General features: G+C 64.5%; 28 protein-coding genes. 15 read left to right on the top strand and 13 right to left on the bottom strand.

Going from position 1 to position 25,928, the window contains the following annotated elements:
- Nucleotides 1–27 precede the first annotated feature (27 nt).
- From MSTE_RS06245 to MSTE_RS06235, 3 genes are all read left to right on the top strand, one after another.
- The gene (locus tag MSTE_RS06245) at nucleotides 28–1,236 is read left to right on the top strand and encodes an MFS transporter (protein WP_096499805.1); all 1,209 of its coding nucleotides are present in this window, start codon (nucleotides 28–30) and stop codon (nucleotides 1,234–1,236) included.
- Nucleotides 1,237–1,517: 281 nt separating this feature from the next.
- Complete coding sequence (locus tag MSTE_RS06240) at nucleotides 1,518–1,907, top strand: hypothetical protein (RefSeq protein WP_030094748.1); 390 nt, start codon at nucleotides 1,518–1,520, stop codon at nucleotides 1,905–1,907.
- An 89-nt stretch (nucleotides 1,908–1,996) separates the two neighbouring features.
- Complete coding sequence (locus tag MSTE_RS06235; protein WP_096499801.1) at nucleotides 1,997–3,298, top strand: acyltransferase family protein; 1,302 nt, start codon at nucleotides 1,997–1,999, stop codon at nucleotides 3,296–3,298.
- Here the strand turns inward: MSTE_RS06235 and MSTE_RS06230 are convergent.
- Nucleotides 3,295–3,480, bottom strand: coding sequence for a DUF5302 domain-containing protein (locus MSTE_RS06230; RefSeq protein WP_096499799.1), 186 nt, complete (start codon nucleotides 3,478–3,480; stop codon nucleotides 3,295–3,297). The genes MSTE_RS06235 and MSTE_RS06230 overlap by 4 nt on opposite strands.
- Nucleotides 3,481–3,540: 60 nt before the next feature.
- On the opposite strand from MSTE_RS06230, the gene MSTE_RS06225 reads away from it, so the two are divergent.
- Genes MSTE_RS06225 through MSTE_RS06215 form a run of 3 tightly spaced genes read left to right on the top strand, consistent with a single transcriptional unit; the run spans nucleotide 3,541 to nucleotide 5,736 of the window.
- Nucleotides 3,541–4,389, top strand: coding sequence for a class I SAM-dependent methyltransferase (locus tag MSTE_RS06225; protein ID WP_096499797.1), 849 nt, complete (start codon nucleotides 3,541–3,543; stop codon nucleotides 4,387–4,389).
- 2 nt (nucleotides 4,390–4,391) lie between these two features.
- A complete protein-coding gene (locus tag MSTE_RS06220) occupies nucleotides 4,392–4,913 on the top strand; it encodes a DUF1697 domain-containing protein (RefSeq protein WP_096499795.1) in 522 nt (173 codons plus the stop codon).
- Nucleotides 4,914–4,926: 13 nt separating this feature from the next.
- Nucleotides 4,927–5,736, top strand: a complete 810-nt coding sequence (locus tag MSTE_RS06215) for a class I SAM-dependent methyltransferase (protein WP_162291381.1) — start codon at nucleotides 4,927–4,929, stop codon at nucleotides 5,734–5,736.
- A 27-nt stretch (nucleotides 5,737–5,763) separates the two neighbouring features.
- Here MSTE_RS06215 and MSTE_RS06210 read toward each other — a convergent pair whose 3' ends face one another.
- Nucleotides 5,764–6,408 carry a class I SAM-dependent methyltransferase gene (locus MSTE_RS06210; protein WP_096499791.1) on the bottom strand — a complete coding sequence of 215 codons (645 nt, stop codon included), beginning with the start codon at nucleotides 6,406–6,408 and terminating at the stop codon, nucleotides 5,764–5,766.
- A 57-nt stretch (nucleotides 6,409–6,465) separates the two neighbouring features.
- On the opposite strand from MSTE_RS06210, the gene tpx reads away from it, so the two are divergent.
- Together tpx and MSTE_RS06200 are read left to right on the top strand one after the other, a co-directional pair.
- On the top strand, nucleotides 6,466–6,960 hold the full coding sequence (tpx, locus tag MSTE_RS06205; protein WP_030094739.1) for a thiol peroxidase: 495 nt from the start codon (nucleotides 6,466–6,468) through the stop codon (nucleotides 6,958–6,960).
- Nucleotides 6,961–6,964: 4 nt separating this feature from the next.
- On the top strand, nucleotides 6,965–7,777 hold the full coding sequence (locus MSTE_RS06200; protein ID WP_096499789.1) for a nuclear transport factor 2 family protein: 813 nt from the start codon (nucleotides 6,965–6,967) through the stop codon (nucleotides 7,775–7,777).
- On the opposite strand, the gene MSTE_RS06195 is transcribed toward MSTE_RS06200, so the two are convergent.
- Nucleotides 7,768–8,409, bottom strand: a complete 642-nt coding sequence (locus MSTE_RS06195; protein ID WP_096505521.1) for a TetR/AcrR family transcriptional regulator — start codon at nucleotides 8,407–8,409, stop codon at nucleotides 7,768–7,770. The two genes, MSTE_RS06200 and MSTE_RS06195, sit on opposite strands and share 10 nt — an antisense overlap.
- A complete protein-coding gene (locus tag MSTE_RS06190) occupies nucleotides 8,402–10,612 on the bottom strand; it encodes an MMPL family transporter (protein WP_096499787.1) in 2,211 nt (736 codons plus the stop codon). The genes MSTE_RS06195 and MSTE_RS06190 overlap by 8 nt, the downstream gene beginning before the upstream one ends.
- Before the next feature lie 267 nt (nucleotides 10,613–10,879).
- Between MSTE_RS06190 and MSTE_RS06185 the strand changes: the two genes are divergently transcribed.
- From MSTE_RS06185 to MSTE_RS06170, 4 genes are all read left to right on the top strand, one after another.
- Complete coding sequence (locus MSTE_RS06185; RefSeq protein WP_096499785.1) at nucleotides 10,880–11,275, top strand: hypothetical protein; 396 nt, start codon at nucleotides 10,880–10,882, stop codon at nucleotides 11,273–11,275.
- Nucleotides 11,276–11,297: 22 nt separating this feature from the next.
- Complete coding sequence (locus MSTE_RS06180) at nucleotides 11,298–11,879, top strand: DUF3558 family protein (RefSeq protein WP_231897012.1); 582 nt, start codon at nucleotides 11,298–11,300, stop codon at nucleotides 11,877–11,879.
- 27 nt (nucleotides 11,880–11,906) lie between these two features.
- Nucleotides 11,907–13,196 carry a hypothetical protein gene (locus tag MSTE_RS06175; protein ID WP_096499783.1) on the top strand — a complete coding sequence of 430 codons (1,290 nt, stop codon included), beginning with the start codon at nucleotides 11,907–11,909 and terminating at the stop codon, nucleotides 13,194–13,196.
- Nucleotides 13,197–13,599: 403 nt separating this feature from the next.
- A complete protein-coding gene (locus MSTE_RS06170) occupies nucleotides 13,600–14,262 on the top strand; it encodes a hypothetical protein (RefSeq protein ID WP_157997646.1) in 663 nt (220 codons plus the stop codon).
- An 18-nt stretch (nucleotides 14,263–14,280) separates the two neighbouring features.
- On the opposite strand, the gene MSTE_RS06165 is transcribed toward MSTE_RS06170, so the two are convergent.
- The 3 genes from MSTE_RS06165 to MSTE_RS06155 are packed head-to-tail and all read right to left on the bottom strand — an operon-like array spanning nucleotide 14,281 to nucleotide 17,684.
- On the bottom strand, nucleotides 14,281–14,769 hold the full coding sequence (locus MSTE_RS06165; RefSeq protein WP_096499779.1) for a VOC family protein: 489 nt from the start codon (nucleotides 14,767–14,769) through the stop codon (nucleotides 14,281–14,283).
- A gap of 30 nt (nucleotides 14,770–14,799) precedes the next feature.
- A complete protein-coding gene (locus tag MSTE_RS06160) occupies nucleotides 14,800–16,167 on the bottom strand; it encodes a WS/DGAT domain-containing protein (protein WP_096499777.1) in 1,368 nt (455 codons plus the stop codon).
- Nucleotides 16,140–17,684 (bottom strand): ArnT family glycosyltransferase, encoded by a 1,545-nt coding sequence (locus MSTE_RS06155; RefSeq protein ID WP_096499775.1) that lies wholly within the window; start codon nucleotides 17,682–17,684, stop codon nucleotides 16,140–16,142. The genes MSTE_RS06160 and MSTE_RS06155 overlap by 28 nt, the downstream gene beginning before the upstream one ends.
- Nucleotides 17,685–17,723: 39 nt before the next feature.
- Between MSTE_RS06155 and MSTE_RS06150 the strand changes: the two genes are divergently transcribed.
- Nucleotides 17,724–18,245, top strand: coding sequence for a DoxX family protein (locus tag MSTE_RS06150; RefSeq protein ID WP_096499773.1), 522 nt, complete (start codon nucleotides 17,724–17,726; stop codon nucleotides 18,243–18,245).
- Between the two features lie 118 nt (nucleotides 18,246–18,363).
- Nucleotides 18,364–18,489 (top strand): hypothetical protein, encoded by a 126-nt coding sequence (locus tag MSTE_RS25660; RefSeq protein ID WP_044104255.1) that lies wholly within the window; start codon nucleotides 18,364–18,366, stop codon nucleotides 18,487–18,489.
- Nucleotides 18,490–18,653: 164 nt separating this feature from the next.
- Here the strand turns inward: MSTE_RS25660 and MSTE_RS06145 are convergent, their stop codons facing one another.
- From MSTE_RS06145 to lpqS (MSTE_RS06120), 6 genes are all read right to left on the bottom strand, one after another.
- Nucleotides 18,654–20,435, bottom strand: a complete 1,782-nt coding sequence (locus MSTE_RS06145) for an ABC-F family ATP-binding cassette domain-containing protein (RefSeq protein WP_096499771.1) — start codon at nucleotides 20,433–20,435, stop codon at nucleotides 18,654–18,656.
- Nucleotides 20,436–20,442: 7 nt separating this feature from the next.
- The gene (locus MSTE_RS06140; protein ID WP_096499769.1) at nucleotides 20,443–21,756 is read right to left on the bottom strand and encodes an MFS transporter; all 1,314 of its coding nucleotides are present in this window, start codon (nucleotides 21,754–21,756) and stop codon (nucleotides 20,443–20,445) included.
- Nucleotides 21,708–22,733 (bottom strand): PLP-dependent cysteine synthase family protein, encoded by a 1,026-nt coding sequence (locus tag MSTE_RS06135; RefSeq protein ID WP_162291578.1) that lies wholly within the window; start codon nucleotides 22,731–22,733, stop codon nucleotides 21,708–21,710. Before MSTE_RS06135 ends, MSTE_RS06140 begins: the two co-directional genes overlap by 49 nt.
- 167 nt (nucleotides 22,734–22,900) lie before the next feature.
- Nucleotides 22,901–23,323, bottom strand: coding sequence for a putative copper homeostasis (lipo)protein LpqS (gene lpqS / locus MSTE_RS06130; protein WP_231897011.1), 423 nt, complete (start codon nucleotides 23,321–23,323; stop codon nucleotides 22,901–22,903).
- Nucleotides 23,324–23,390: 67 nt separating this feature from the next.
- Entirely contained in the window at nucleotides 23,391–23,765 is a 375-nt protein-coding gene (locus tag MSTE_RS06125; RefSeq protein ID WP_157997645.1) for a hypothetical protein, read from the bottom strand.
- A gap of 46 nt (nucleotides 23,766–23,811) precedes the next feature.
- Complete coding sequence (gene lpqS, locus MSTE_RS06120) at nucleotides 23,812–24,177, bottom strand: putative copper homeostasis (lipo)protein LpqS (protein WP_096499763.1); 366 nt, start codon at nucleotides 24,175–24,177, stop codon at nucleotides 23,812–23,814.
- A gap of 179 nt (nucleotides 24,178–24,356) precedes the next feature.
- Here lpqS (MSTE_RS06120) and MSTE_RS06115 point away from each other — a divergent pair, with 179 nt between their 5' ends.
- Nucleotides 24,357–25,880, top strand: a complete 1,524-nt coding sequence (locus MSTE_RS06115; RefSeq protein WP_096499761.1) for a multicopper oxidase family protein — start codon at nucleotides 24,357–24,359, stop codon at nucleotides 25,878–25,880.
- Nucleotides 25,881–25,928: the final 48 nt, after the last annotated feature.

Genomic DNA, 25,928 nt, shown 5'->3' with positions numbered 1-25,928 from the left:
TGGCCCGCCGCCGACTTACAGTGAGTTGTGATTGCTCGCTTGCGCCGCTCGGCCGCGTTCATCCTGCTGGCGTTCAGCTTCTCGGCAGTCATGATCGGCACCACAATGCCGACCCCCATGTACGCGTTGTACTCGCAGCAGATGCATTTTTCCGTACTCACCACGACGGTCGTCTACGCCACCTACGCCGCCGGCGTGCTGTTCGCGCTGCTGCTGTTCGGCGGCTGGTCCGATGTTCTCGGCCGTCGCCCTCTGTTGCTGACCGGTGCCGGATTCGCCATCCTCAGCTCGGTCATCTTCCTGTTCGTCGACTCGGTTCCGCTGCTGTTGATCGCCCGCATCGTCTCGGGACTGTCCGCAGGGTTCTTCACCGGCGCGGCTACCGTCGCCGTCATCGAAGCAGCACCCGAGCAATGGCGGGGACGGGCCGCCGCCGTGGCCACCATCGCCAATACCGGCGGCCTTGGACTGGGGCCCTTGGTGGCCGGCGTTCTCGTTCAGTACGCGCCCTGGCCCACACATCTGGCCTTCATCGTTCATATCGGACTTGTGTCGATCGCCGTGGTCGCCCTGCTCTTGGCACCCGAGACCGCACCGAGGCACGGAAAGCTTGGTGTGCAACGCCTTTCGCTGCCTCCCGAGGTCCGAGTGACATTCGCGGCAGCGGCGACGGCGGGATTCGCGGGATTCGCAGCGCTCGGATCCTTCACGGCAGTGGCACCCGGGTTCCTGTCCGGGGTGCTCGGCATCGACAACCACGCGGTGGCCGGGGCAAGTGTCTTCCTGACGTTCGGATCTTCTTGTGTGGCACAGATTCTGGTCCGGAAGGTGCCGGCGGCCAGGGCGCTGATCCTTGGCTGCGCAGTACTGCTGACCGGGATGCTGCTCGTTGTGGTGGCCCTACATACTTCGTCGCTGCCCTGGTATCTGGCCAGCGCTGTCGTGGTGGGCATCGGACAGGGCATCAGCTTCAGCCGCGGACTCGCCTCCATCGCCGACCGGACCCCCGAGGACAACCGTGCCGAGGTGACCTCCAGCTACTTCGTGGTTGCCTATGTGGGAATCGCCTTGCCGGTCATCGGCGAGGGTCTGGCCGCGCAAGCGTGGGGGCTGCGCACCGCGGGTGTCACGTTCGCACTCGCGGTGGCCGCCCTGGCCGCGCTGTGTCTGATCGCCGTCATCTGGCAAGAACGCCCGCGCCGGGTGAAACCGGCCGCACCGGTGAGCACCGGCTAATCAAGATCTGTTGCCGCCACACCCCATGACCACAGCTGCACCGCTGAAAAGGTTGGTAGCACAGCACAGTTCGCACACCCCCGCCTAGACACTCGGATCAGAAATCGTTCATACGATAGGGGTTGTCCGGGCTGTGGATCGGCGCTAAGTTGTCGGCGACCCCCGCCTACTTCGGGGTCGTTACCGGTCTTTTCAGAAGGAGTCGATGGGTCGTGCCTGAAGTCGTGCCGGATGAGGGCGAAGCCCCAGTCATTGTCAGCCTCGTCGATGCGGCGGTGCACATGTACGCCTCCGCCATCGACACCCTGCCCGAACCCAGCGACGCCGAGTACGGCGAACGCGTCGCCGTCGTCCTGAGCGGACTGCGCAAGCTTGAGGGCGCGATCTCGAAGGCCGCCGGCCGCAGCCGGGTGACGCCCTCGGTGATCGTCGCGCTGAGCGGGGTGCGCCATCGCTACGACGACCTGATGAAGGATGCGGCCAACAGCCCCAGCGCGACGCTGGGCCAGCGCCTCTACACCGCACGTCGGCGTGCCCGGCTCACCGCACAGGAAACCGCCAATGGCGCAGGGCTCAAGGTTGGCTTCCTGACGGCGGTCGAGTCCGAGGAACAGGTCACCGAGGACGAGGCCGCCAAGATCAAGGACCTCATCGCCGCGCTCGGCGGCTAGTCCTACGCGGCGGGCCCAGGGGAAACTACCTAGCGAGATCGCGTAGCGACGCGCTGTGTCGGCGATCGGCACTCGGCGACGCTAGGTGCATGACGATGACTCTGGGCCTGCCCACCGCCGATGAGGTGGGCGCCGCCACGGCGGCAACGCGCGACCGCGCACTTGACGTGATCCGGATCGTGTCGCTGGTCGGCGTGGTCCTCGGGCACACCGTCATGGCGGTGAGCGCCATCGACAACGGTGTGCTGCTGTGGGGCAACCTGCTCAACGGTCGCCCCGTTTTCCAGGCACTCACCTGGGTTTTTCAGATCATGCCGCTGTTCTTCTTCGCCGGGGTTGCCGCGAGCGTGGGCTCCTGGAAGCCGGGTACCAGCTGGGGATCCTGGCTCATGCATCGCTGCACCCGCCTGTACCGCCCGGTCTTTTACTACCTGGGCTTCTGGGCGGTGGCGCTGCTGATTCTTCGGCAAATCCTGCCGCTGCACGTATATGAGCCGGTCGCGGGGGTGAGCACCCAGCTCCTGTGGTTCCTGGGCGCCTACGTGCTGGTGCTGGCGGCGGTTCCGCTGCTTGCCCGCATCACGACCACGCGGAGCATGCTCGGCGCGCTGGCGGGGATCTATCTGGGTATCGCGGCAGTTGACGTGCTGCGGCTGGGGCTGGGGGCTCCCTCCGGCATCGGATACGTGAACTTCGTGGTGTGGCTGCTGCCGGCGGTTTTAGGCGTGGGGTACCGCCGGCAGCTGATCACCCAGAAGGCTGCGTTGATACTCGCCGCAGTCGTTTTCGCGATCAACATCGCGCTGGTGACGTTCGGCCCGTACACCATCAGCCTGGTCGGGGTGGCCGGCCAGAAGGTGCCGAACATGATCCCGCCGTCGCTGGTGTTGGCCGGGCACGCGATGGTCCTGTCGGCATTGGCCATCGCGGCTATGCCCGCCATCAATCGATGGGCTCAGCGCCCACGGGTCTGGTGGGCCGTGGCCATCGGCAACTCTGGCGCGATGACGCTGTACCTCTGGCACATGCCCGCACTGCTGGGCATGCACCTGGCGTTCGATTTCCTGGGATTCCCCCGATACGACACCACGGCAACGAATTTCGTCTTCTTGTCAGTGCTTCAGGTAGTGACGATGGCCATCCTGGTGACGGGGCTCTTCCTGGCCCTGCGACCGCTGGAGAACAACCCCTTGCCCGGCTGGGACGGCGGCTATGTCGCGCGCCCCGGTGTGCGCAGCGCGGCCGTCGGGATAGCGCTGATGGCCGCGGGCGGGTTCACCCTGGCTTCAGTGGTGTGGGGGCTCAAGGGCTTTGGCCTCGTGTGCTGGGTGGTGGTGCTGGCCGGGCTGATCATCGCCCGGTCACTGGCCAACCAGCGACGAGAGGCTTAACCGCTCTTACGGCGGAATTCGCGATGCGAGCCGGCCCGGCCATGTGCATGGGTCGGCTTGCTGGCGGTGTCCTTGTTGTCAGCGGCGGCGTTGGCCTTGTTGTTCTTGCGGTCAAGGGCCTCGCGGAACTTGCGCTTGGCATCATCCGCGGCCGAGTCTTCGCCCGCCTTCGATTCGGTCATACCGGTCAGCCTAACCAAGGGGCAGTCCTATCGTCGCCCCATTTCACTAGCATCAGCGTCATGACCGAGTCTGATGCTCTTCGCCCAAGTGGCTCATCGAGGATCAGCGGAGACAGCCTGGAGGGCGTCTCGGCTACCACCCTGTGGACGCTGCACAACCGCGGAACCGAAGCCAAGCGGGCGGACGGTGTGATCAAGGATCCGCTGGCCGCAGAACTCTTCGATGCCATCGAGTACGACTACCGCAAGTTCGGGCGCCCGTCACAGTCCCACGGGCTGCGGGCCCTGGCCTTCGACACGCAGGCACGTGTGTATCTCGCGACGCATCCGCGGGCGGCGATCGTCGCACTCGCCGAAGGCATGCAGACCAGCTTCTGGCGCCTCGGCGGGGCGGAATCCACGGCTCAATTCACTTGGTATTCAGTCGATCTGCCGCCTGTGATGGAACTGCGCAACACACTGCTGCCCGAGAACCAGCGGATCATCGGGCTCGCGCAGTCGGCCCTGGACTTGAGTTGGATGGATCGGGTCGATGCCTCTGAGGGCGCGTTCATCACGGCCGAAGGCCTACTCATGTACCTACAGCCGGAGGAATCTCTCGGGCTGATCGAGGCCTGTGCCAAGCGTTTTCCCGGCGGCCAGATGATGTTCGACAACATCCCGCACTGGTTCAGCAGGCGCACCCTGCAGGGGCTCAAGTTGTCGGACCGCTACGTGGCCCCGCCCATGCCGTTCGCGCTGACCCCCGACGAGGGCGAGGCACTCACCTCAGTTCCGGGAGTGGTGGCCGCCGTCGACATACCGTTGCAGCCGGGCCGTGGCCTCTGGAAGTTCGTCAACTCGAAGCGTCTTGATCGCGGGTTTCTGCGTCGGACGCGTCCTTCCATGACGCTGCTGCAGTTCGGATAGCCGTGACCAGATACGCCGCCCTGCTGCGCGGAGTGAACGTTGGTGGCATCACGATGAAGATGGCCGATGTCCGTGATGCCCTCACCGCTGATGGATTCGCGGGTGTGACAACAATTCTCGCCAGCGGCAATGTGCTGTTGGACTCCACCGAGACCGCCTTCGCGGTCAAGGAACGGCTGCAGCAGGTACTCGGCGATCGCTTCGGCTACGAGGCCTGGGTGCTGGTGTATGACCTGGACACGATCGGTCGCATCATCGATGCGTTCCCGTGGGAACCCGATATCGAGGACGTGCACTCCTACGTGATGTTCTGCAGCGACCCCGCGGTGCTCACCGAACTGGCGGCCCTCGATAGCGAGCTCGATGACAGCGAACGCATCGCTGCCGGTGACGGCGTGCTGTATTGGCAAGTGCCCAAGTCGCAGACCCTGGCCAGCCCCGTCGGTAAGACGATGGGCAAGAAGCGGTACAAGTCGACGACGACCACCCGCAACCTGCGGACCTTGCACAAACTCGTTCGCTAGTACTGTGGCTGGCATGGCTGCCATTGATGCCCGCCACCTCGACGGGGTGTCGGAGACCGCGCTCATCACGCTGAATCAGCGGGCCACCGAGGCGAACCGGCCCGACGGCGTTCTTGAGGACCCGATGGCTATCGTGCTGCGCGACAGCCTCGACTACGACTACCACCACTTCGGTCGCACCCACCAAGGAATTGCGCTGCGGGCGTTGACCTTTGACAACGTTTCCAACGACTATCTCGCGGATCACCCGCGTGCCACGGTGGTGGCGCTGGCCGAGGGACTGCAGACCAGTTTCTGGCGTATCGACAACGGCGAGTTGAACTGGTTGTCCGTCGATCTGGAACCCATCGTGCGGTTGCGCCAGCAGTTGCTTCCGCCCTCCGATCGGCTCCGCTACATCGCGCAGTCCGCACTCGAGCACTCCTGGATGGACCAGGTCGACGACTCCAACGGCGTCCTGATCACCGCCGAGGGTCTGTTTATGTACCTGGAACGCGATGTGGTGTTCGATCTCATCGCCGCCTGCGCTAAGCGCTTTCCCGGCGGGTGGATGGTCTTCGACACCATCCCCTGGTTGATGAGCGTCTACTCGCAGCGGCGCGGTTGGAAGCTCAGCGAGCACTACACGGTGCCGCCCATGCCGTTCTCCTTCACCGCCCACCAGTACGGGCAGCTGCGGGCCCTTGACGGTGTGCGCGCGGTGCGTGAGGTGCGGATGCCTCCCGGACGCGGAAACTTCCTGAGGCTGGCCACGCCCCTGTTCTACGACCTGCCGTTCTCCGACCGGATCAGGCCGGCGATGACGGTCGTCGAATTCGGTTGATCCGCGGGCGCTCCCAGCGCGTCTGCGCTACGCGGGTTTGACCGCGCGGCCGATCACGATCGACGAGGACGGCATCGGGATTCCGAATATCTTCAGCCAGTCGTCGCGCCGTTCCTCGATCTCGAATCCTGCCCGCTCGAGCGCCGCCAGCGTGTCGCGGTGCGTATGACAGTTCCCGAACAATCGGGGCCAGAACGTCGCGTCGACCGCGCGCTGAGCCACTCCGAGCGCACCCCCATGGGCGACGTGCTCGAAGAAACGCACCTCACCGCCGGGCTTGAGCACTTCGAATGCCTGCGCGGCGGCACGATCGGGGTCGCTGACCGAACACAACACCAGCGAGCACACCACCGCATCGAATCGGTCCTCGCCGGTGACGGTGAGATCCTCGAATACGCCTGCGGTCACCGTCACCGGGATCGCAGCGGCGGCGGCCGCATCCTCGGCCTGCGGACGCAGCCCGGATTCGGGTTCCAGGGCCGTTACCGAAGCCACGGTGTTCGGGTACAGCGAGAAGTTCGAGCCGGTGCCGGCACCCACCTCCAGGACGCGTCCGGTCAGGCCCCGCAGATTCTCGGCGCGCAGCTCCTTGATTTCTGGAGGTTCGCGCCGCGCGATGGCGGACCACGTTGCCGAGAAGAACCGGTTATCGAAGCTGACAGGCGTCGTCATGCCTCCAACCTAACCCCGCTGATGCAAACAGCACACGAACTCTGGAACACTGGACCCATGGCACAGATCACGTTGCGCGGAAACCCCATCAACACGGTCGGCGAGCTTCCCGCTGTCGGCTCTCCTGCCCCGGCATTTGAGCTGGTAGGCGCCGATCTCGGCCCTGTGACCAGCGATCAGTACCGGGATAAGCCGGTGATCCTCAACATCTTTCCTTCGATCGACACCCCCGTCTGCCAGACCAGCGTGCGGACCTTCAACCAGCGTGCCGCCGAAGCGGGCGCGCCGGTGCTGTGCGTGTCCAAGGACCTGCCGTTTGCCCAGAAGCGTTTCTGCGGCGCAGAGGGCATCGAGAACGTGGGCACCGCCTCGGCATTCCGTAGCGCATTCGGTGAGGACTTCGGCATCACCATCGCCGACGGTCCGATGACCGGGCTGCTGGGCCGCGCGATCGTCGTGATCGGCGCCGACGGCAATGTCGCCTACACCGAGCTGGTGCCCGAGATCGCTCAGGAGCCCGACTACGACGCGGTGCTCGGGGCACTGTCCTAAACCGGTGTCCAGCGCACCATTCGCCGACGAGCTGCTGGCGACCGTTCAGGCGTCGCCCGCAGCTGTCGGTGCACACGACAAGGACACCTGGGTCGGCCTCTTCGCCACCTATGGCCAGGTCAATGACCCGGTGGGTTCACGGCCTCATATCGGCGAGGCCGCGATCAGCAAGTTCTACGACACCTTCATCGCGCCCAACACCATCGTGTTCGAGGTCGAAAACGATGTGGTTGCCGGAATGTCGGTACTGCGCGATCTGACCATTCACACGACGATGTCGACCGGCGTCACCATGCACATCCCGATGCACCTGCGTTATGACGTGGTGGAGGACGGGCCCGCTGCATCGCTCAAGATCGACCGGTTGTTCGCGTTCTGGGAATTGCGTGCCATGATCGGCCAGCTGTTGGGCGCCGGTAGCGATGGGCTACTCGCAAGCGCAAAGCTGGGACCGCAACTGCTCAAGAACCAGGGACTCAACGGAGTGCTGGGGTTCATGCGCGGCCTCAATGGCGTTCGCGAGACAGGCAAGCAGCGCGTCCAGGAACTGGCGGGCGCCCTGGCTGCCCGGGACGTCCCGACGGTCACCCGGCTACTCTCCCCCGAGGCCTCCCTCTCCCTGGACGGCGTTGCCGACGCATCGCTGGCCGAGTTCGTCTCGGCAACAAGCTCATTGACCGTTGACAAGCTATTGGCCGCGGGCTCCTCGGTGTCGGCCACCGTGCATCTGGGTGATCGGCGCGGAGTCGGGCTCTTCGAGTTCTCCAACAACTCGGCGGCACCGGGCACATTGGCGTCGGTGCAGCTCTACTTCTGACGCGGCAGCACCGCGGTCAGGTCGACATCGCTGACCGCCTGCCCCAGGCAGGCCGCGCGTAATGCGTTGTCGGCGAACAGTTCCGCATCGCCCCACGGCAGATACGGTTTGGTGACCAACATCGAGGCCACCCCATGCGCTGCGGACCACAGCTGCAGACCCATTGCGACGGTGTCGCCGTCGGGGTAGAAACCTTCTTTCACGAGTTCTTGAACTCCCTTGTGCAAGTGCGCAAATGCCGCACTTACCAGCGTTTCGTCCAGTTCGCTGTCATCGCGGGGCGGCGCCGAGGTAGCCAGCCGGTACATCAGCGGGGTCGCGACAGCGAAGCGCACGTAGGCCATACCTTGCGCGTGCAGGCGCTCCAGCGTGGTCTGCTGATCAACGGCCGCCGCCACCATCTCATCGTCCAGCCGCTGGTAGTACTGCCCGCACACCGCGTCCATCAGCTCGTCCTTATCCGCGAAATGCAGATAGATCGACGGCGGGGTCACACCGATCTTGCGGGCCACCTCACGGATCGACGGCGCGCGCAGCTCCTTGGCCTCCAGGACAAGTTCAATCGCGGCGTCGATGATTTCGTCGCGCAGTTGGTCTCCTTCCCCGCGCGACGAACGCTGACGCTTAGTCACTGAATCCGATTCGGTCATGGAGTTTGACCAATGGCTTGGGAGCCCACCAGTTGAAGCGCCCGAGCATTCGCATGAACGAGGGCACCAGCAGCATCCGGATGATGGTGGCGTCGACCACGATCGCGATGGTCAGTCCGGTGCCGAACATACGCATGAAGGACACCTGCGCGGCCATCAGTGCGGCAAAAGCGATGGTCATGATCATCGCCGCGGCGGTGACCACCCGCCCGGTGCGGGCGACGCCGAGCGCCACGGATTCGTCGTTGTCGGCGCGGGTGCGTCCGGATGCCATCCAGTACTCGCGGATCCGGGAGATGAGGAACACCTCGTAGTCCATCGACAGTCCAAACGCGATACAGAACAACAGCATCGGCATGGTGGCGACGATCGTGCCGGTGACCTCGGTCCCGAATCCGCCCAGGTGTCCCTCCTGGAAAATCCAGATCAGCGCGCCAAAGGTCGCCGTCAGGGATAACACGTTGAGCACGAGCGCCTTCAGGGGCAGCACCACCGAGCCGGTCAGCAGGAAGAGGAGCGCAAAGGTGACGATCGCGATGATGGCCAGTACCAAGGGCAGCTTGTGCACGATGCCGTCGACGGCGTCGCGGTCCAGTTGAGCTCCCCCACCGATCTTCACCGTGGTCTCGCCCGGGCCGGGCAGGGCATGGATGGCGTCAAGCTGACGCTCCGCATCGGCCGTGTAGGGCTTGGCACCCGTTTGCACCGTGAAAAGCGCTGTGCCGTCTTTGATCCCGGTTGCACCCGAGGGTGGACCGACCTTCATGCCCCGGATGAAGGCGCCGGTGGGCGCGGCCACCTCCGTGACATCCTCGATCTTCGACAGATCCGTTGCGTACTGATCGATTCCCGACGGCGGCACCGCACCGATGCCCTCGGCGATCACGGACAGGTTGGTGGAGCTGTTGTTGTTGAAATTGCGGCGCATCTCGTTGCCGACCTGGTGGGCCGAGGCCGATGCGGGCAGCACCCGATCGTCCGGGAAGCCGAACTTGCCGTCGAGGAACGGTAGGCCGAGAACCACCAATGCCGTGACGATCACAACGGCGATCGGAATCGAGCGGGCCATAACGCGTTTGGTGTTCCGGTACCAGAACGTTTCGGTGACGTCCTTGGCCACGGGTTCTGGCCTGCCCAGGATCTTGCGGATGAGGCGGCGCACGTCGAGGGCGTCGATTCGATCGCCGAGCAGCGTGACCACCGCCGGCACGATGATGAGCGCCGCGATGGCTCCGACGAAGACCACAGCGACACCCGCGTAGCCGAATGACTTGAGGAAGTACATCGGGAACAAGATCAGCGCCACCAACGCGAGGGCGACCGTCAGCGCCGAGAACAGTACGGTGCGCCCCGCCGTCGTCATGGTGAGCACCAGCGCCTCGTCGCGAGGTTTACCGGCGTTCACCTCTTCGCGATAGCGGCTGATGATCAACAGCGAGTAGTCGATAGCAAGCGCCAATCCCATTGCGACGGCAAGGTTCAGCGCGAACACCGACACGTCGGTGACGTACGTCAGGCCCCGCAGGATCGACATCGCCCCGACGATCGAGAACACCCCGACCACCAGGGGCAGTAGCGCCGCGTAGAGACCGCCGAAGATCCAGACCAGCACCACGAAACTGATCGGAATCGCGATCGATTCCATGACCAGCAGGTCCTTCTCGGACTGCGTGACGATCTGGTTGTAGAGGGTGGCGACTCCTCCGGCCTTGACCGAGACTCCGTCGCGATCAACAGCGAGCGACTTGATGAGAGTGGCCGCGTGCTTCTGTGCGTCGTTCTCACCTCCGGTCAGTCCGGCGACGATCAGCCCGGACTTGCCATCCGTGCCGAGGAGGTCCTCGGCGACGGGAGGTGGGGCCGTCCACGCGGAGGTCAAGTTGAGCACCTCGCCGGATTCCTTGAGCTGGCGCTCCAGATCGCTTGCGACGGCATGCATCTGCGGGCTCTTTACGCCATGCTCACTGATGAGCATGAAGACCAGCGACTGATCGCTGATGCCGAACTTGTCGGCGAGAACCCGTGTCACATGGGCAGACTCGGAGTTGGGGTCCTGCTGCCCGCCCGCGGCGAGGTGCTTGGTTACCGGTACCCCGAAGATGGCGGCCGCTATGGCGACAAGTAGTGCCGCACCGAGTACGAGGCGCGGTGCCGCGATAACCGATCGAGCCAAACGTTCCAGCATCGCAACGCCTTCCTCCAGAGAATAACGGCGTTAAGTTATCAGCGATAAGTTAGGCGGTCAAGAGTCTGAGCGTCCCCGCCGACTGCATACCGCACGCAGGTCTTTCGGGCATTTCACCTGCGTACGGTATGCGCTCGGCGAAGGGGGCAGGGATCCCATATGCCCACTCGAGGCTCCCCCGGAAAAACATGGAACCAAACCAGCTCATCCGGCGTCAGAGGTATATGTAGGACAATCATGTCCGCTTGACCAGCGAGGGGAGCGTCCATGCCCGGAGAATCAGGGCTCGATATGAACGAGCTGCACCTGGCGCCCGGTGCCGCAACGAAGGTGTCACAGGAATTCAGTGCAGCGGTCGACAAGCTGGAAGCGCTGCGGAGGGACGCCGTCGGCAACTACCTGGATCTAGGCATGGGCTCGTGCGCCGAGGGCACCTCTTGGAACGAGGCGCTGAACGAGCTAGTAACTGCTGAATCAGACTCAGTCGTCGCTGTCATCGACGCGCACATCGAAACTGTGAAGACGTGGGCTGAGTGGGCCAAGGTTGCACAGAACGAGTACGACAGCACCGAACACCGGAACGCCGAGTCGTTCGAACAGCTCAGGGGTGACACCATCGACAGTAAAGGGCGGGGCGTCTACCCGCCACCCACCACCAGCTGACGCGTTAGGAATGCTCGAACAGATGAAGATGACATGGATCGCCGTTGTCGCCGCCTCGGCTGCGGTGGTCTCGGGGTGCGCACATGGCGGAATCCAAGGCACACCTACCCCAGGTTCCGTCTCCTCATCAAGTTCGTTTTCCTCATCCGCCAGTACGTCGTCTACGACAACAACAAGCACCAACAATCCTGCCCACGGGACCACCTTCGACGCGTGCACGGCCATCACCGATACAGATGTTGCGACTTGGGAGGTCAGCCCTACCAAGCGAGACGCCCATACCGCCGCTTTTGGTCAGAACGTTCGTGGATGCATTTGGGATGGACCCAAGTGGGGCGTCAAAATCTATGCGGTGGATGCGAACCTGGATCAGCTGGAACAACCTCAGAAGCGATTCGAACGTCAAGAGCGAGTTCAGGTCGGCTCACGATCCGGGTGGCTAGTCAAGACCAGTAACTCGATTGGTTGCGCGGTCGCTATCACTTCACAGCAATCCGTCGTAGCAGTCCAGGTTGATCTCAATCTGGACTTGACTCGCCAACGTTATGACCAATGCCCGCTGGCTCTGCAAATCATGAAGCAGATCGAGCCGAAAATACCTTAGAGCCAATAGTTTTCAGGAGGAGAAGACATGGGGAAGAAGCAGATCGAAAAGGAGCACTGGGAAGGCCACGACCACCAGTCCATCTACAACGCCGCCCAAGCGTTCCAAACGGGGAGCCCGCAGGCGGCCCAGGAGTCGATCAACAGCATCGCCGAACAACTGGGCGACATCATGCACACCCTCGGCGGCAAGGTGCAGGGCATGCTGGTCGAGGACTGGCGCGGCGCGGCCGCGAAATCCTTGCAGAACAACATGTCCGAGTACTTTCGGGCCTCAGAGCGAGGCATCATCAGCATTCGGCACGTGGCCGACAGGATGCCGCCCCTTGGCGACGCGATGAGCACCGCCAAACGGACCATCGAACCACCGATGTCCGACTCCCAGATCTCGCAGATGAAGAAGTCCGGATACTCCGACGCCGAGATCAAGCAGCGGAAAAACCAAGAACAGTTCTTCGCACGTATTCAGATGGTCGGCCTGTTCAGCGAGCCGGTTGTCCGCGAGGGCGACAACGTCACCGATGTCCAGCCACCGAAGGGCAACAACCCCGGCAACATCACGCTTCAGCAGCCCAGCAACGGAACCGAAACCGGTACCGGCGGTGGAGGTGGCGGCGGCCAGAACGGCGGCGGTGGCGGCCAAAGCCCCAACTCCTCAAACAATCTGGCGAACGGCCTCGCCGACAAAAACACCAAGCCCGCCTTCAGCGACGGTTCGGGCAACCAGAGCGGACAAGGCCAGGGCGCGGGTTCGGGCGGCGGCAGTGGCGCGGGCGGCGGCAGCCCCCAAAGCGGCTCCGGCGGTTCGGGTAGCGGCCTGGGCAACGCACTCAGCGGCCTCACGGGTGGCCTGGGCAAGGACGGCTCCGGCCTGGCACCCGGCAACACGACCGCAGCAGGTTTCGGCTCCCCCTCAGGCTCAGGATCGGGCTCGGGCACCGGAACCCTCAGCGGCCCAGGAGCATTGCGCGGTGGCGCGGGTGTACCCGGCCCGGGCGGCGCCGGAACCAACGCCGCCGGCATCGGCGGTGCCGGGGTCCGTGGTGGCGCAATGGGTATGGGCGGCATGGGCATGGCCCCCATGGGCGGCGCCCACGGCCGCGGCGGCAAGGGCGAAGACGACGACGAACACCAGACCCCGGAGTTCCTCATCAACTGGGACAACGGCAACGAGCTGTTCGGCGATCTACCCAAGGCATCCCCCGGCGTCATCGGCGACTGGTCCGAGCACGAACGTGCCGAGAAGCAGCGCCGCGAGTCGGAGAAACGCCGCTACAAGTCCATGGGCTGGAACGTCGACTTCGGCGACGAGAAGTAGCCGATATGCCCGACCGGCATCAAGCCATCGATGTGCTGGGACAGCTTGCGCCGCATGAAACTGCCCGCATGACAGGCGAATTAGCGCCCACAGTCGATGAGGCACACCCTCGACAACGTCTACCCCCTTCAACGACGTCGGCCTGGTCCCAGAACTACTCGCCCACCTGCAGCGCGTATTTCAGCCCCGCAACACCTTCGGCAAGCCGTAACTAGCCGTCGAGCATCGGCTGCAACCCGTCCGGCGCGTCCGTGATGTGAGTACGACGCTATGCCGCAGCGCCAAACCACCCACTCAGGAAGGTAGGCATTGAATGCCCACAACCCCACACAAACTAAGTGCGACCGTGACGGGCGTGCGTTGCGCGGACAGCCTGAGCCACATCAGCCGGATGATCGCAAGCATGCTTCTAGCGTTGGCTGTGGCGGCGACCGCAGGCAGCTGCACCGGGCATGAGGCGCCGCCCACCGCGACACACGAGGTGCAGTCCACCGCGCCGCCCGCCGTGACGGCATCTGCGCCGACAACGACCAGCCACGTTCAGATTGGCACCTTTCCGCAAGTGACCATTGCGCTGGCCACGGGGATCCAATGCGCTGTCAACGAAAGAGTCGCCGTGTGTACCGGCACTCGGCCGTTCACAGCCAAACGCTCCGGCGAGGCAGCCATGCAGACTCAGTTGGCAGTACTCGGAACCTACTCGCCTACTGCGGTGCTTGCCGGTGACCCAGTCGACATGAAGGGCATTCGGCCAGGCGACATCATCGAGAACTGGTCATCGGGGACGAGCCGTCTGCTCGTGGCCGTGGCGCCGGCACGGCTCCAGCCCGACTTTGATCTGAAGGTCGTCAACGACAGTGGTCGCATCGAAACGATCAAGGGGTCGATCGGAGCCCTTCGCCTACCTGTCGGACATCCGGTCAGTGACCTGGCAACGATCAACGACCCCAATGACGTACTCAGGGGATGGAAATTCACCGCATCCGAAGCCGGCGCAGTCGTGATCTCATCCGCCACTCGCTGGAGAACCGATGATCAGACCCTCACCATCAGCCTGCAAAGGTAACGACTTCGGCGACGACGACTAAGACCGGGACTGCGCTGCGGCCACCGCGTCCTTGGCGACGGCCACATCGAGTTTGCGCATGGTCATCATGGCCTGCATCGCGGCGTTACCGGTCACCGGATCGGAGTGGAAGATCAGGTCGATCAGCTCGCGCGAGACCACCTGCCAGGAGACCCCGAATTTGTCCTTGAGCCAACCGCATTGGGACTCTTCTCCCCCGTCCGCCGTCAGCGCCTCCCAGTAACGATCGACCTCGTCTTGAGACCCACAGTCGATCTGAAACGAGATCGCCTCATCAAATGTGAACTGGGGCCCACCGTTAAGCGCGGTGTACCGCTGCCCGTCGAGCTCGAACTCGACGGTGAGCACTGTGCCCTCCGGCATTGGGGTGTTCGGTCCGTAGTGGGTGACCTCGAGAATCCGGGAGTTCGGAAACACGGACACATAGAAGTTGGCGGCCTCTTCGGCGCGGGTATCGAACCAGAGGCATGGAGTAATCGTCGGCATATCTGTATCGACCCGCGCCGATGAGAAAACTCATCGCAACCGGACAGATACCTCGGTGAGCGCGTCGGCCAGTAGGTCTTCATAGTGATCGGCATCGGGCATCACCGCCGCACTGGTGTGCAGGCTCACCGTCACGGTGTCGCCGATGCCGTGCACTCCATGGGTCAGGCCCATCACCGGCGACAGCGCGGGGAATCCGGCGGTGAACACCACCCGCCCACCGCCTAACGTCAGGTCGGCGGCACCGCGCACCACGCTCGACACCACGGTGTTCCCCGCGACAGTGGGCGGCATCAGGTCGGTGTTGAAGGCGTTGACACCCGCCCACATCATCGGCGCGGGCAGTGCCGCACCTCCGGCACGTTGCGCAACCAGCACCGGGTGCACGGCGCGACGGCGCCTGCTCTCGATACCCTCCGCGATCTTCCGGGCCCGGGCGTGTAGATCCGTTTCGCCCCAGCACAGGTCAACGCCGACATTCCTGAAGTTATTGCGCGCCAATGATTCACCGGCGGCCGCGACGGTCACTTCCGCGCCCAGCCGCTCTGGAACCCACTGTCCGTGGTCACGCAGATACCGCGGCAACGCGATGCCGATAGCGGTGAGGACCGCGACGGTCACGCTCACATTGTCGGCGCGAAGTTCAGCGCGTGGCCGCACGATCATCCGGATCTCCCGATGCTCACCGGGCCGCGCATTCAGTGAAATCAGTGGGAATCCCTGCGGTTCCGGATCCAGCTCACCCGCCGCGACAAGCTCCTGCTGCTGACGGTAGGCCAGATACCCATCGCGGCTCGCGCTCAGCAGCCGACCCAGCTTCACGGGAAAGCCCGCCAACCCGCGCAGTGCGGCATACCCGGGCACTTCCGGCAGCGACCCGACCACCGCCCCCTCATCGCCGAACAATGCCCGTGCGGCTGCGGTGGCCCGCTGACCATCAGCCAACGCGTGCGACACCTGCAGTACCGCGACAAGGGCCGGACCCGCTGTACTCGGCGCGCCGTGCACCTCAGGGAAAAGATGAAGATGCCAAGGGCTTTCGCGGACATCGACGGTGCTCGTGAGTAGTGCGGCGATCGCGGATCGACAGTGCGTCCAGCCGGACTCCGGCAGCGTGTGCACCGTCAAAGGCACCTGGGATTCGTCACGCGGCGCCCAGTACGGGTAGTCGAGGTGTCCGGCGACATCGACCGCCCGCACCCGCAGATCCGCGATACGCCCTGCGCGCTCGGTGATCGTCTCCCGCAGGGCGGCAATATTCTGTGTCGGCGAATCGAAACAGAACAGCAGGAACTGATCATTCGGGATTCTGGTCGACATCCAGTACATCTGGGCGTCGCGGGGCGCCATCTGTTCGACGGATGAGCCGCCTACTTGTAGGTGCGCCACTGGTCCCATAGCTGTTGCCACGGCGCAATTCTGCCGTAGTAGCGGTAGACCTGTGTCTCGTCCTCACCGGGGGCGTGCAGCAGCTCGATTCGCTGCACCCCACGGAAGCCTTGGGCAAGTGCGGGATCCGGAGCATCCACACCGATGTACATCATGTCCGTCATGGATTCCGGCGGCGCCCCAAAGTAGTAGTACCCGCGGTGGAAGCTATAGGCACGGGAGACTCCCTCACGTCCGGCTTCGACGTCATAGGCGGCGGCCATGGGATAGATCTGCAGCACCAGAGCCGTACGGTCGCGCACGTCCGGCGGCATCGAATCGTAGGTGTCGCGGGCCACCTGGCGCAGGCCCTCCGTGGAGTGATCGCCGCCGGCAAGCATGGTGGGCCCCATCTCGCCCGCCCAGGAAAACCAGCGTGCGGCAGTGGTTTCGGCCACGATGGGCAGCCTGATGATCGCCATGAGCACCGATGCGGCCGTCACCACCCCGATGAGCCCGTAGACCACGTCCCGCACCGCGGCCCGGGACGGGCGCCACCGGGAAAGTCCCACCGCGCCCGCGGCGATCAGCAGGGCGTACAACCCCATGGCGTAATAGGCACGTCCATGCGAGGCGAACATGAACGCTCCTACCAGCACGGCGGCCACGCCCAGGTATCGATACGCGCGCAGTGACGGCGCGGCTAGCAGCGCCACGACCCCGGCCAGCAGCAGCACCAGGCCGATGAACACCGAACCGATGAGCATGCCCGCCAACAACGCCGCCCCGCGTTCGGACTCCGCAGCCACAATCCCGGCCATCCGCAGGTATGGCCAGCCGTGGGTGGCCTGCCAGATCAAGGTCGGGATGGTGGCCGCGACGGCCAAAGCCGCCCCGATCCACAATTGCCGACGACGCCACAGCACCCGCGGGCCGAGGACCGCCGCGCTCAGCAGCACCGCAAGCCACAGCGCCGGGATCAAGAATTTGGTCTGCATGCTGATCGCGGTGACGATTCCCGCCCACAGCAGCAGCCGATCATCGGGAAGCCGCTCCCGGAGACTGCGGGTCCAGCGCACCAGCAGCCAGCACACCACCGACCACAGCGCCGGATCGATGGCCGGTGTCTGCAGCCAGTGGGCCAGGATCTGGAACATCGCGGTGGCGTACGCGATGGCCGAGAGGGATTGCGTAAGGCGGCCACCGCCGAGCTCAGCGGCGATCAGCCCACACATCAACGTGCCGATTGCCACCGCAGCGGTCGCCGCCATGCGCAGCACCCATAAGGACCCGGGCGCGATGTTGTCGGCAATGCCCGCGATGAAGGGCACCAACGGGGGCTGGTCAAAATATCCCCACGACAAATGGTCGCGGCCCGCGACGACGAAGTAGGCCTCGTCGAAGAAGTACCCATACCCCCTGCTGGCCCACCCGAATACGAGAGCGGTGATCGCGGTGATCGCTGTCAGTTCGGCGCTCGCCACCCGCACGGACGGTATGCCGGGGATGTCGTTGCCGTCGTCATACCGGGAATGGACCGCCGCCATAGCGAATTCACCATAGCCCTCATGCCATAGACTTCCCGCGTGCCGAGCACCAAGCAGTACAGCGATCCGTTGACCCGCAACGATATTGGACTCTTGGTCCTGCGTGTCGCGGTGGGAGTGACGCTGTGCTGGAGTGGGCTGAACATCGTGTTCGCCTCCGAACAGTTCGCACAATTGGGCTCGTCTCCGATCCTCGCGCATCCCGATACGGCGGCTCGTGTGCTCGCGGGTATCTACAGCATCGGGGGCGCCATGCTGGTCGCCGGACTTCTCACTCCCTTTGGCGCCAGTGCCGTGCTGGGTTCGATGCTTTACGTCGCAACCCAGACCTATGTGGCGCGAAACGACCTGTTGCAATCAGGCACGGCCGTGCAGTTCCCCCTTGTGCTCGGCGCGGCAGCCATGGCGCTGCTGCTGCTGGGCCCGGGACGCGTCTCTGTGGACGGGCGTTTTGACCGTGACGAGTGGCCTTCTGCGGTCTCATCGGTGCTGCTCATCGCCGGAATCGGGGGCGCGATCGCCGCGTGGGTGCTTATTAAGGGCACCAACCCGTTTTCTTAAGAGTTCAGCAAGGTCGCTCATGGTCTATGACCTGGGCCGATGCGTCTAGCGAAAATTGCCAGACTTTTCCGATTCGTGACTCAATGATTTCTTAATAGTGACCCCTACTGTTCAGTACATGACGAACGAGGAATTCGGTGCCACGGTCATCGAGATCGACTTCGAAGCCATCTACAGCGGCGAGATGCTGGTTGAGGGCGACAACTCGGAGCAGACCGATGAGTGGTTCCCGCTAGCCGTATAACGGCAGGTAGGCGAACCCCATAGGGGGGACGCATCGGCGAGGCGCGTAGCGCATCGCATGCCGGGCCAAGTCCCGGATGTTTCTCACTCACCCATTCAGTTCTAGAGCGAGGGCAGTCACACCGACTGCCCTCGCTTTTTTATTGAGGATTGAGCCCCAGCGGGCTACTCAAGCTCTTCGGCCAGTTCCATCCACTGCACCTCGGCCGCGTCCTTCTCGGCGACGACGGCATTGAGCTCGGCGGTCAGCGTCACCACCCGGTCCGGGTCGGTGGCATGTTCGGCGAGCCGCTCATGCAACACAGCTTCTCGCTCCCCCAGCTTGGCAACGGATCGTTCGAGTCGTCCGAGCTCTTTTTGTGCAGCGCGCAGCGCCGCGCCATCACGACCACGATCGGGTGCCGGTTTGGTGGGGGCCGCGGCGGGTTGGACGTGCCGGCGCAGGTACTCCTCGATGCCGCCGGGCAGATTGGTCAGCTTGCCGTCACCGAACAGCGCCCACGTCGAATCACACACCCGCTCGATGAGATACCGGTCGTGGCTGACCACAACCAGGGTGCCCGCCCAGCCGTCCAGCAGGTCCTCGACCTGCTGCAGGGTTTCGATGTCCAGATCGTTGGTGGGCTCGTCGAGAAGAAGCACGTTCGGCTCGGCCATCAGCACCCGGGTCAGCTGCAGGCGGCGGCGCTCTCCACCGGAGAGGTCGGCGACCGGCGTGCGTTGACGTGCCGGGCTGAACCCGAGCATCTCGGCAACCTGCGAGGCGGAAAGCTCTTTGTCCCCCAAGATGATCCGCAACGCGATCGACTCGATCGCATCGAGCACCCGGATGTCACCGGGTAGGTCGTCGAGTTCCTGGCGCAGCCAGCCGATACTGACCGTCTTGCCTTCCTTGCGGTGTCCGGCCGCCAACGGCACCGCACCGGCAAGCACGCGCAGCAGGGTCGTCTTTCCGGATCCGTTGACGCCCACCAGACCGATGCGCTCACCCGGAGCCAGGCGCCAGGTCAGATCGTGCACCAGTTCCTCACCGGCGGGTGTCGTCACCGTCGCGTCCTCAAGCTCGATGACGATGCGCCCCAGACGACGACGCGCAAATGCGCTCAGCGCCACCGAGTCTCGCGGCGGCGGCACATCGGCGATCAAAGCCTCGGCCGCCTCGATCCGGTATCGGGGCTTGGACGTGCGCGCGGGTGGACCGCGCCGCAACCAGGCCAGCTCCTTGCGTGCAAGATTGCGGCGGCGCGCCTCCGCGGCGTCCGCCTGCCGTCCCCGTTCGGCACGGGCGAACGTCCAGTCGGCGTAACCACCTTCATACGATTCGACGCTGCCGTCGACAACCTCCCAGGTGCGGGTGGCCACGGTGTCCAGGAACCACCGATCGTGGGTCACGACCACCAGCGCGGTGCGCCGCGCCAGCAGATGCTCGGCGAGCCATTGGACGCCTTCGACGTCCAGGTGGTTCGTCGGCTCGTCGAGAATAAGCAGGTCCAGGTCACGAACAAGGGCGGCGGCCAGCCCCACGCGCCGCCGCTGGCCTCCTGACAGTTCATCCACGCGTCGATCGAGGCCGAGGGCCGCCACTCCAAGCCCTTCGAGGATCGAACGGATGCGCGCATCCCCGGCCCATTCGTGCTCGGCGACGCCCAGGGGCGCGATCACGACGTCGAACACCGTCGTGCCTTCAAGATCGTCGCGCTGGGTGACGACGGCTTGGCGCAGGTCACCGGTCCGACTCACTCTGCCCTGATCCGCCGGCTCGACACCGGCCAGCACCTCCAGCAGCGTGGTCTTGCCGCCACCGTTGAGGCCCACCACCCCGATGCGGTCTCCCGCTTGCACCCCCAGGCTGACGTTCGAGAGCAGCGGCTTGACGCCGTATGACTTCGAAACACTCTCGAGGTTGACGAGGTTGATGGGTTTAGCGGGGCTGGTCATGGCCTCCACAAACTACTCAGGCATTGGCAGCCTGCGCCACTTCCCTGCCCTGGTCCAGCAGACCTGCCCGCCGCAACGCGAACAGCGCCGCGGCGCACACCAGCCCGATCCCGGTCAGCGATACCCATAACAACGCCGGCTTGCCGTGCTGCTGGGTGTAGCCGAATATCGATCCGGTCAGCAGGTTTCCGGCCAAGATGCCGACGCCGACAATCGTGTTGTACAGGCCGTAGTGGGTGGCCACCAACCTGTTGCGCGCCAACCTGACCACGGTGTCCATCTCGAATGGGAACGTCGCGATGGTGCCTACGGCCAGCAGGGCCGCCGCCAGCAGTAGCGCGCCGACGGCAGCAAGTTGCCCTGCCGACGCCGCTGTGGGTAGCAGCATCAGCGGCACAAAGGCCGCCGCGATGACCAGCATTCCGAGCACCAGGCTGCGGCTAGGGCCGAATCGCGCGGAAAGCCAGCCGGTGAGTCGCACCTGCCCGGCGATGGCCACCAATCCGGACACCACGAAGATGCTTGTCACCAACACCGTTTCGGACTTCTTGTCGCCGGTCAGCAGGGCCGCCTGGAACGGCAGCGCGAGGTACACCTGGAATGTCAGTACGTAGGAGCCGATCATGGCGCCGGAGAACAGCAGGAAGGCCCTGTTGGACACCACCGAACGCCAGTCGGCGAGCACCGGCTGGCGTTCTGCCTCCTGCTCGACGCGGTTCGGCGGCAGCGCCATCAACTGGATCACCGTCAGGACCGCGAAAACCGCTGCGGCGACAGCGCAGGTGACCCGGAAGTCCCATGCCGTCAATGCCAGTCCGACGATCGGCCCGAACAGGATTCCCGCCTGGTAGAAGACGTTGAAGACGGCGAAGGCCTCCACCCGACGCTCCCCGGAATCTGCCGCCAGGTAGGCGCGCACCGCGGGGTTGAACAGAGCGCCCGCGAAACCCGTTGCCGCCGAGGCGATCAGTATCGCCGGCAAGGAGCCGACAAAGGCCAACATCAGAAATCCACCGGTACGCAACAGACATCCCGCCACGATCAGCGGCTTGTATCCGAACCTGTCGGCCAGGGTGCCACCGACCAGAAACATCCCCTGCTGAGAGAAGTTTCGGACGCCCAGCACCAGCCCCACCATCCACGCGGCCAAACCCAATGGCCCGGCCAGGTATCCGGCGAGGTAGGGCATCAGCATGTAGAAGCCGACGTTGATGGCGAATTGGTTCACCATCAGGATCTGGCTGGGCCGATCGAAAGACCGGAACTGGCGGAAGGTTTCGATCACGCCATTCTCCCGATCGGGTCGATCACGCGGGTCAGCCTGGTCCATCGATCCACCACCCGATCCGACGGATCGTCGATCACATCGGGATCCTGCGCCGGTGGGCGGTCCAACAGATCGTGGCTGCGGCAGTAGTCGTCATCGTAGATGGTGCCGTGGTAGCGCATCGGACCGTCGGGGAAGATCGCCGCGACACGCGATCCGGAAGCCGAGGTCCGTGCCACCCACCCCGCGACCAATGCCACCGCCCCGACGCTCCATCCGCCGCTGGCGTGGTACGCGGCGGCCAGGGTCCGAGCCGCCCAGACGGCCTCATTCGGTGCCACCCAATGCGCTTCGTCGAATGCGGCGTAGTCGACATTGCCCGGATAGATGCTCGAACCGAGGCCGCGCATCAGACGTGAGCTGGCGGGCTGCCCGAAAATCGTGGAGCCGATGGTGTCGACCCCTACCAGTCGCAGGTTCGGGTTGTGTTCCCGCAGTACACGTCCCACACCCGAGGAATGTCCGCCGGTTCCCACCGAGCAGACCAGGGTGTCCACGGTTCCCAGCTGGTCGATCAGTTCTTCCGCGAGCCCGCGGTAGGCATCGACGTTGTCGGGGTTCTGGTATTGGTCGGGGCACCACGAATCCGTTTCGGCGGCGAGTATTTCGGCGACACGATCCTTACGCGCCTGCTGCCACCCTCCGATCGGATGTGGTTCTGTGACGATCTCGACCCGAGCGCCGTAGGCGGTCAACATACTGCGCACGATGGGCTCCAGGCCCGGGTCGGTGACGAGGGTGACCGGGTGCCGGTAGATGATTCCGGCCAGGGCCAGTCCCAGCCCCAGCGTCCCGCTGGTTGATTCGACGATCATGGCACCGGGCTTGAGTTCTCCGCGCGCCCTGGCCTGTTCGATCATGTGCAGCGCGGGCCGGTCTTTCATGCCGTTGGGGTTATGACCTTCGAGCTTGGCCCAGAAGCCGGTGCCCGGCGTCGCGAACGGCTCCGATACCCACAGCACCGGGGTGTTGCCCACCAGCGTGTTGGGGTCGTGGAACTTAGGTCCTAGGTGTGTGCAGCTACGACGAGATGACAGAGCAATGCTGTTGTTCATTGAGAATCCCTGCGTGGGGGCCGCATGAGACGGCCGGGAAGCTGATGACGGCGTGCGGGCACGGCGGAATTCCGCTTTGCCCGAGGAGCCGATCAGCGCCGAATGACGCAGAGTTTGGTGAGAATGTCGCGGCCCGTTCGGGCCCCGTGATATCCGGCAGCACGTGGTGGACCGCGCGAGAGTTGGGCGGCCACGGGCCGGAACACCAGCATGGCGAGAGCAAACGCGGCCAGCACGAAGAGAATCCGCAATGGATTGAAACCCCGGGCCAGTGCGACCAGCCCGTCCGCGGTCTGACATGCCATCTCATGGATCGCGTTGTCGAGGTGTGCATGGGTAGCCGACGGCCCGTGCCCCTGGAGTGCGGCGTGCGTCGCCTTATGGTGCGGCGCCTCGCCGCCACCGTGACCGACGGACACGCAGTGCAAGATCGGCAGGGTCGCGACCGTTACGACGAGGACCGCGACCAGCCACAGCCGCCCACTGCGACTCGTGCGGCGCGCTCCGGTCAGCATGACGCGAGGTTAGCACGATTTAACATACCCTCATGGGGTATGTGACCTGATCGCTATCTAACCGTGGTCAGCACTCAACGCTGACATGCATGACCCGGTAGTCCAGCACCTGGACCAGCGGACTGGTGGGATCGGCCACACGGATGCGCTGCCAGCGGTACTCCGACCGACCCTCACGCACGGAGGTCGCAACACATTCGGTCAGCGGCGCGCTGCCGCGCCGATTGATGACGACCTTGTCTCCCCGGGCTTTCAGGGACGTGATGACAACGTCGGCGTTCCCATGGTTCTTCGGACCGGCGTCCGCACGCGGAGTGCCGACAGCCATGAGTGCACCAGCAGCGGCCGCGGCCACACAGAGGCCGCCGAAGCGGTGGAAGATGAGGCGTCCGTACATAACGATTCCCAACGTCTGCGCCACTTCGGTGTGGCGAGTCTTCACTGACAGCCGTATGCGGCAGAAAGATATATCCGCCGCAAGGAATTCATCAGCGCCGACTCACACAGATCTGCTGCAGACGGGCCCGGCCACCAACGACCGTGACACACGCACGACGACGCGGCGGCGCACGCGTGACCACCACCCGCAAATACAGTAGCGAAACAGCCAGGGTCACGACTAGCGCCGCCGCCCATAGCATTCGGAATGCGTTACCGGATCGGACTTTTCCAGCGATCACATCGAAGATCTGGCTGGTGAAGTCCTGGGCGGCCCGACCGATGTGTTGACCCACACCCGCAACCGCGTCGGACGCGGACGCAGCGAGCTGGTGCGAGACCACCGGGAGCGCCACATCGGCCATCACCGTGCAATGCAGTACCGGCAGCGCGGCGATCACGCCTGCGACAAGCATCGCAATCCATCGCGACCGCGACGGACCGCCGCTTTTCAGCACGTCGCCACGGCCAGCACACGGCCGCCCGACACGACGCGGACCCGCCACACCGGTTGCAGTTCACCACTGGACGGCAACACACCCCGACCGTAGCACGCAATTGGCTTTAAATACCCCTACGGGGTATACATACCATCATGACAACGGGCAATTCACCACTGCTTGGCCGCCGCGAGCTCCTCCGTCTGGGCATGACGGTGGCCGCAGCCGGGTTTCTCGCGTCCTGCACCAGGAGCCCCTCCGGAACCGCGACACCACAACGTGTTAACCCTGATTCAGCCCGAGTTGCCGCAGTGGAAGCGGCCCGGCGACCCCAGGGTGCCGCGGTCAGACAATTCGCTCTGAACGCCGGACCCACTCAGCTCGACCTCGCCGGAACCCAGGTGCAGACGTGGGCATACGGAGGGCGGGTACCCGGCCAGGAGATCCGTGTTCGCAAGGGTGAAATCCTGCGTGTGCAAACTGTCAACGACCTCCCGGCGCCCACCACCGTGCACTGGCACGGGCTCGCCCTGCGCAACGACATGGACGGCGTACCCGGCCTCACCCAGCCGGAAATACCGCCCACCGGAGTGTTCGATTACGAGTTCGCGGTGCCCCACTCGGGGACGTACTGGTTCCATCCCCATGTCGGTACGCAGATCGATCGCGGACTGTACGCGCCGCTGATCATCGAGGACCCCGATGAGCGCACCGAATACGACGAGGAGTTGGTGGTGGCGCTCGATGACTGGATCGACGGCACCGGCACCGATCCCGACCAGGTGCTGGAAGGCCTACGCGCCAAGGGCATGCCCCCGATGGATCATTCGATGATGGGCGGCATGGGAATGGACCCGACCGCGCCGCTGGGGATGGACGCCGGCGATGTGAAGTATCCCCACTATCTGATCAATGGACGGGTGGCCGCCGATCCGCAGGCCGTCACCTATCGCGCCAGACAGCGGGTGCGGTTGCGCATCGTCAATGCCGGCGGCGATACGGCGTTCCGGGTCAGCATTCCCGGCGTGCCGATGACGGTTACCCACACCGACGGCTTCCCGGTGCAACCCTTCAAGGCCGACACCATCCTGGTGACCATGGGCGAGCGGGTCGATGCCGTCGTCACCATCCCGGGTTCGTCGGTGCCGCTGGTCGCCGTACCGGAGGGCAAAGATGGCTTCGCCCAGCTGATTCTGCGTTCCGGCGATAGTCCGGTGCACGGGCGCGCCGACGATGCTGCGACGCTGATGAAGTCGCAGGTGCCGCTGGACACCGCGACGCTCAGCGCTGCCCCCGAGGTTCAACTGAGCCAGCGCAACGCGGACGTCATTCACGATGTCCGCTTGGCCGGTCCCGTCGGCAAGTACACCTGGACCATCAACGGCAAGACCTACGACCCACGCGACGGGCTGCCCGTGCGTGAGGGCCAACGGGCACGGCTACGTTTCGTCAACGACTCGATGATGTTCCACCCCATGCATCTCCACGGGCACACCTTCTCGGTCCGAGATGCGAAGGGGACGTACCGCGCCCGCAAGGACACGGTCCTCGTCGCACCCATGAAGACCGTCGAGGTGGACTTCGATGCCGACAACCCCGGGCAGTGGCTTACCCACTGCCACAACATCTATCACGGCGAAGCCGGAATGATGGCGGTCGTGTCCTACGTGCAGGATTAACGCGGCAGATTGTCCGACACACCACGAAGTGCCCAGGTTTGTGCGACA

Source organism: [Mycobacterium] stephanolepidis, assembly GCF_002356335.1.
GTDB classification, from domain to species: Bacteria; Actinomycetota; Actinomycetes; order Mycobacteriales; family Mycobacteriaceae; genus Mycobacterium; species Mycobacterium stephanolepidis.
Note: the sequence above shows the minus strand (reverse complement) of the source record. Positions and strands in the feature narration are given on the sequence as shown.

Excerpts from the sequence above, each read along its gene's own strand:
- MSTE_RS06210 (WP_096499791.1), bottom strand. The coding sequence starts at position 6,408 with ATGACGACGCCTGTCAGCTTCGATAACCGGTTCTTCTCGGCAACGTGG.
- MSTE_RS06215 (WP_162291381.1), top strand. The coding sequence starts at position 4,927 with ATGGCTGCCATTGATGCCCGCCACCTCGACGGGGTGTCGGAGACCGCG.
- MSTE_RS06190 (WP_096499787.1), bottom strand. The coding sequence starts at position 10,612 with ATGCTGGAACGTTTGGCTCGATCGGTTATCGCGGCACCGCGCCTCGTA.
- MSTE_RS06235 (WP_096499801.1), top strand. The coding sequence starts at position 1,997 with ATGACGATGACTCTGGGCCTGCCCACCGCCGATGAGGTGGGCGCCGCC.
- MSTE_RS06155 (WP_096499775.1), bottom strand. The coding sequence starts at position 17,684 with ATGGCGGCGGTCCATTCCCGGTATGACGACGGCAACGACATCCCCGGC.
- tpx (WP_030094739.1), top strand. The coding sequence starts at position 6,466 with ATGGCACAGATCACGTTGCGCGGAAACCCCATCAACACGGTCGGCGAG.
- MSTE_RS06180 (WP_231897012.1), top strand. The coding sequence starts at position 11,298 with ATGAAGATGACATGGATCGCCGTTGTCGCCGCCTCGGCTGCGGTGGTC.
- MSTE_RS06115 (WP_096499761.1), top strand. The coding sequence starts at position 24,357 with ATGACAACGGGCAATTCACCACTGCTTGGCCGCCGCGAGCTCCTCCGT.
- MSTE_RS25660 (WP_044104255.1), top strand. The coding sequence starts at position 18,364 with ATGACGAACGAGGAATTCGGTGCCACGGTCATCGAGATCGACTTCGAA.
- MSTE_RS06170 (WP_157997646.1), top strand. The coding sequence starts at position 13,600 with ATGCTTCTAGCGTTGGCTGTGGCGGCGACCGCAGGCAGCTGCACCGGG.
- MSTE_RS06240 (WP_030094748.1), top strand. The coding sequence starts at position 1,518 with ATGTACGCCTCCGCCATCGACACCCTGCCCGAACCCAGCGACGCCGAG.
- MSTE_RS06165 (WP_096499779.1), bottom strand. The coding sequence starts at position 14,769 with ATGCCGACGATTACTCCATGCCTCTGGTTCGATACCCGCGCCGAAGAG.
- MSTE_RS06160 (WP_096499777.1), bottom strand. The coding sequence starts at position 16,167 with ATGGGACCAGTGGCGCACCTACAAGTAGGCGGCTCATCCGTCGAACAG.
- lpqS (WP_096499763.1), bottom strand. The coding sequence starts at position 24,177 with ATGCTTGTCGCAGGCGTGATCGCCGCGCTGCCGGTACTGCATTGCACG.
- MSTE_RS06225 (WP_096499797.1), top strand. The coding sequence starts at position 3,541 with ATGACCGAGTCTGATGCTCTTCGCCCAAGTGGCTCATCGAGGATCAGC.
- MSTE_RS06175 (WP_096499783.1), top strand. The coding sequence starts at position 11,907 with ATGGGGAAGAAGCAGATCGAAAAGGAGCACTGGGAAGGCCACGACCAC.
- MSTE_RS06140 (WP_096499769.1), bottom strand. The coding sequence starts at position 21,756 with ATGGACCAGGCTGACCCGCGTGATCGACCCGATCGGGAGAATGGCGTG.
- MSTE_RS06185 (WP_096499785.1), top strand. The coding sequence starts at position 10,880 with ATGCCCGGAGAATCAGGGCTCGATATGAACGAGCTGCACCTGGCGCCC.
- lpqS (WP_231897011.1), bottom strand. The coding sequence starts at position 23,323 with ATGCTGACCGGAGCGCGCCGCACGAGTCGCAGTGGGCGGCTGTGGCTG.
- MSTE_RS06230 (WP_096499799.1), bottom strand. The coding sequence starts at position 3,480 with ATGACCGAATCGAAGGCGGGCGAAGACTCGGCCGCGGATGATGCCAAG.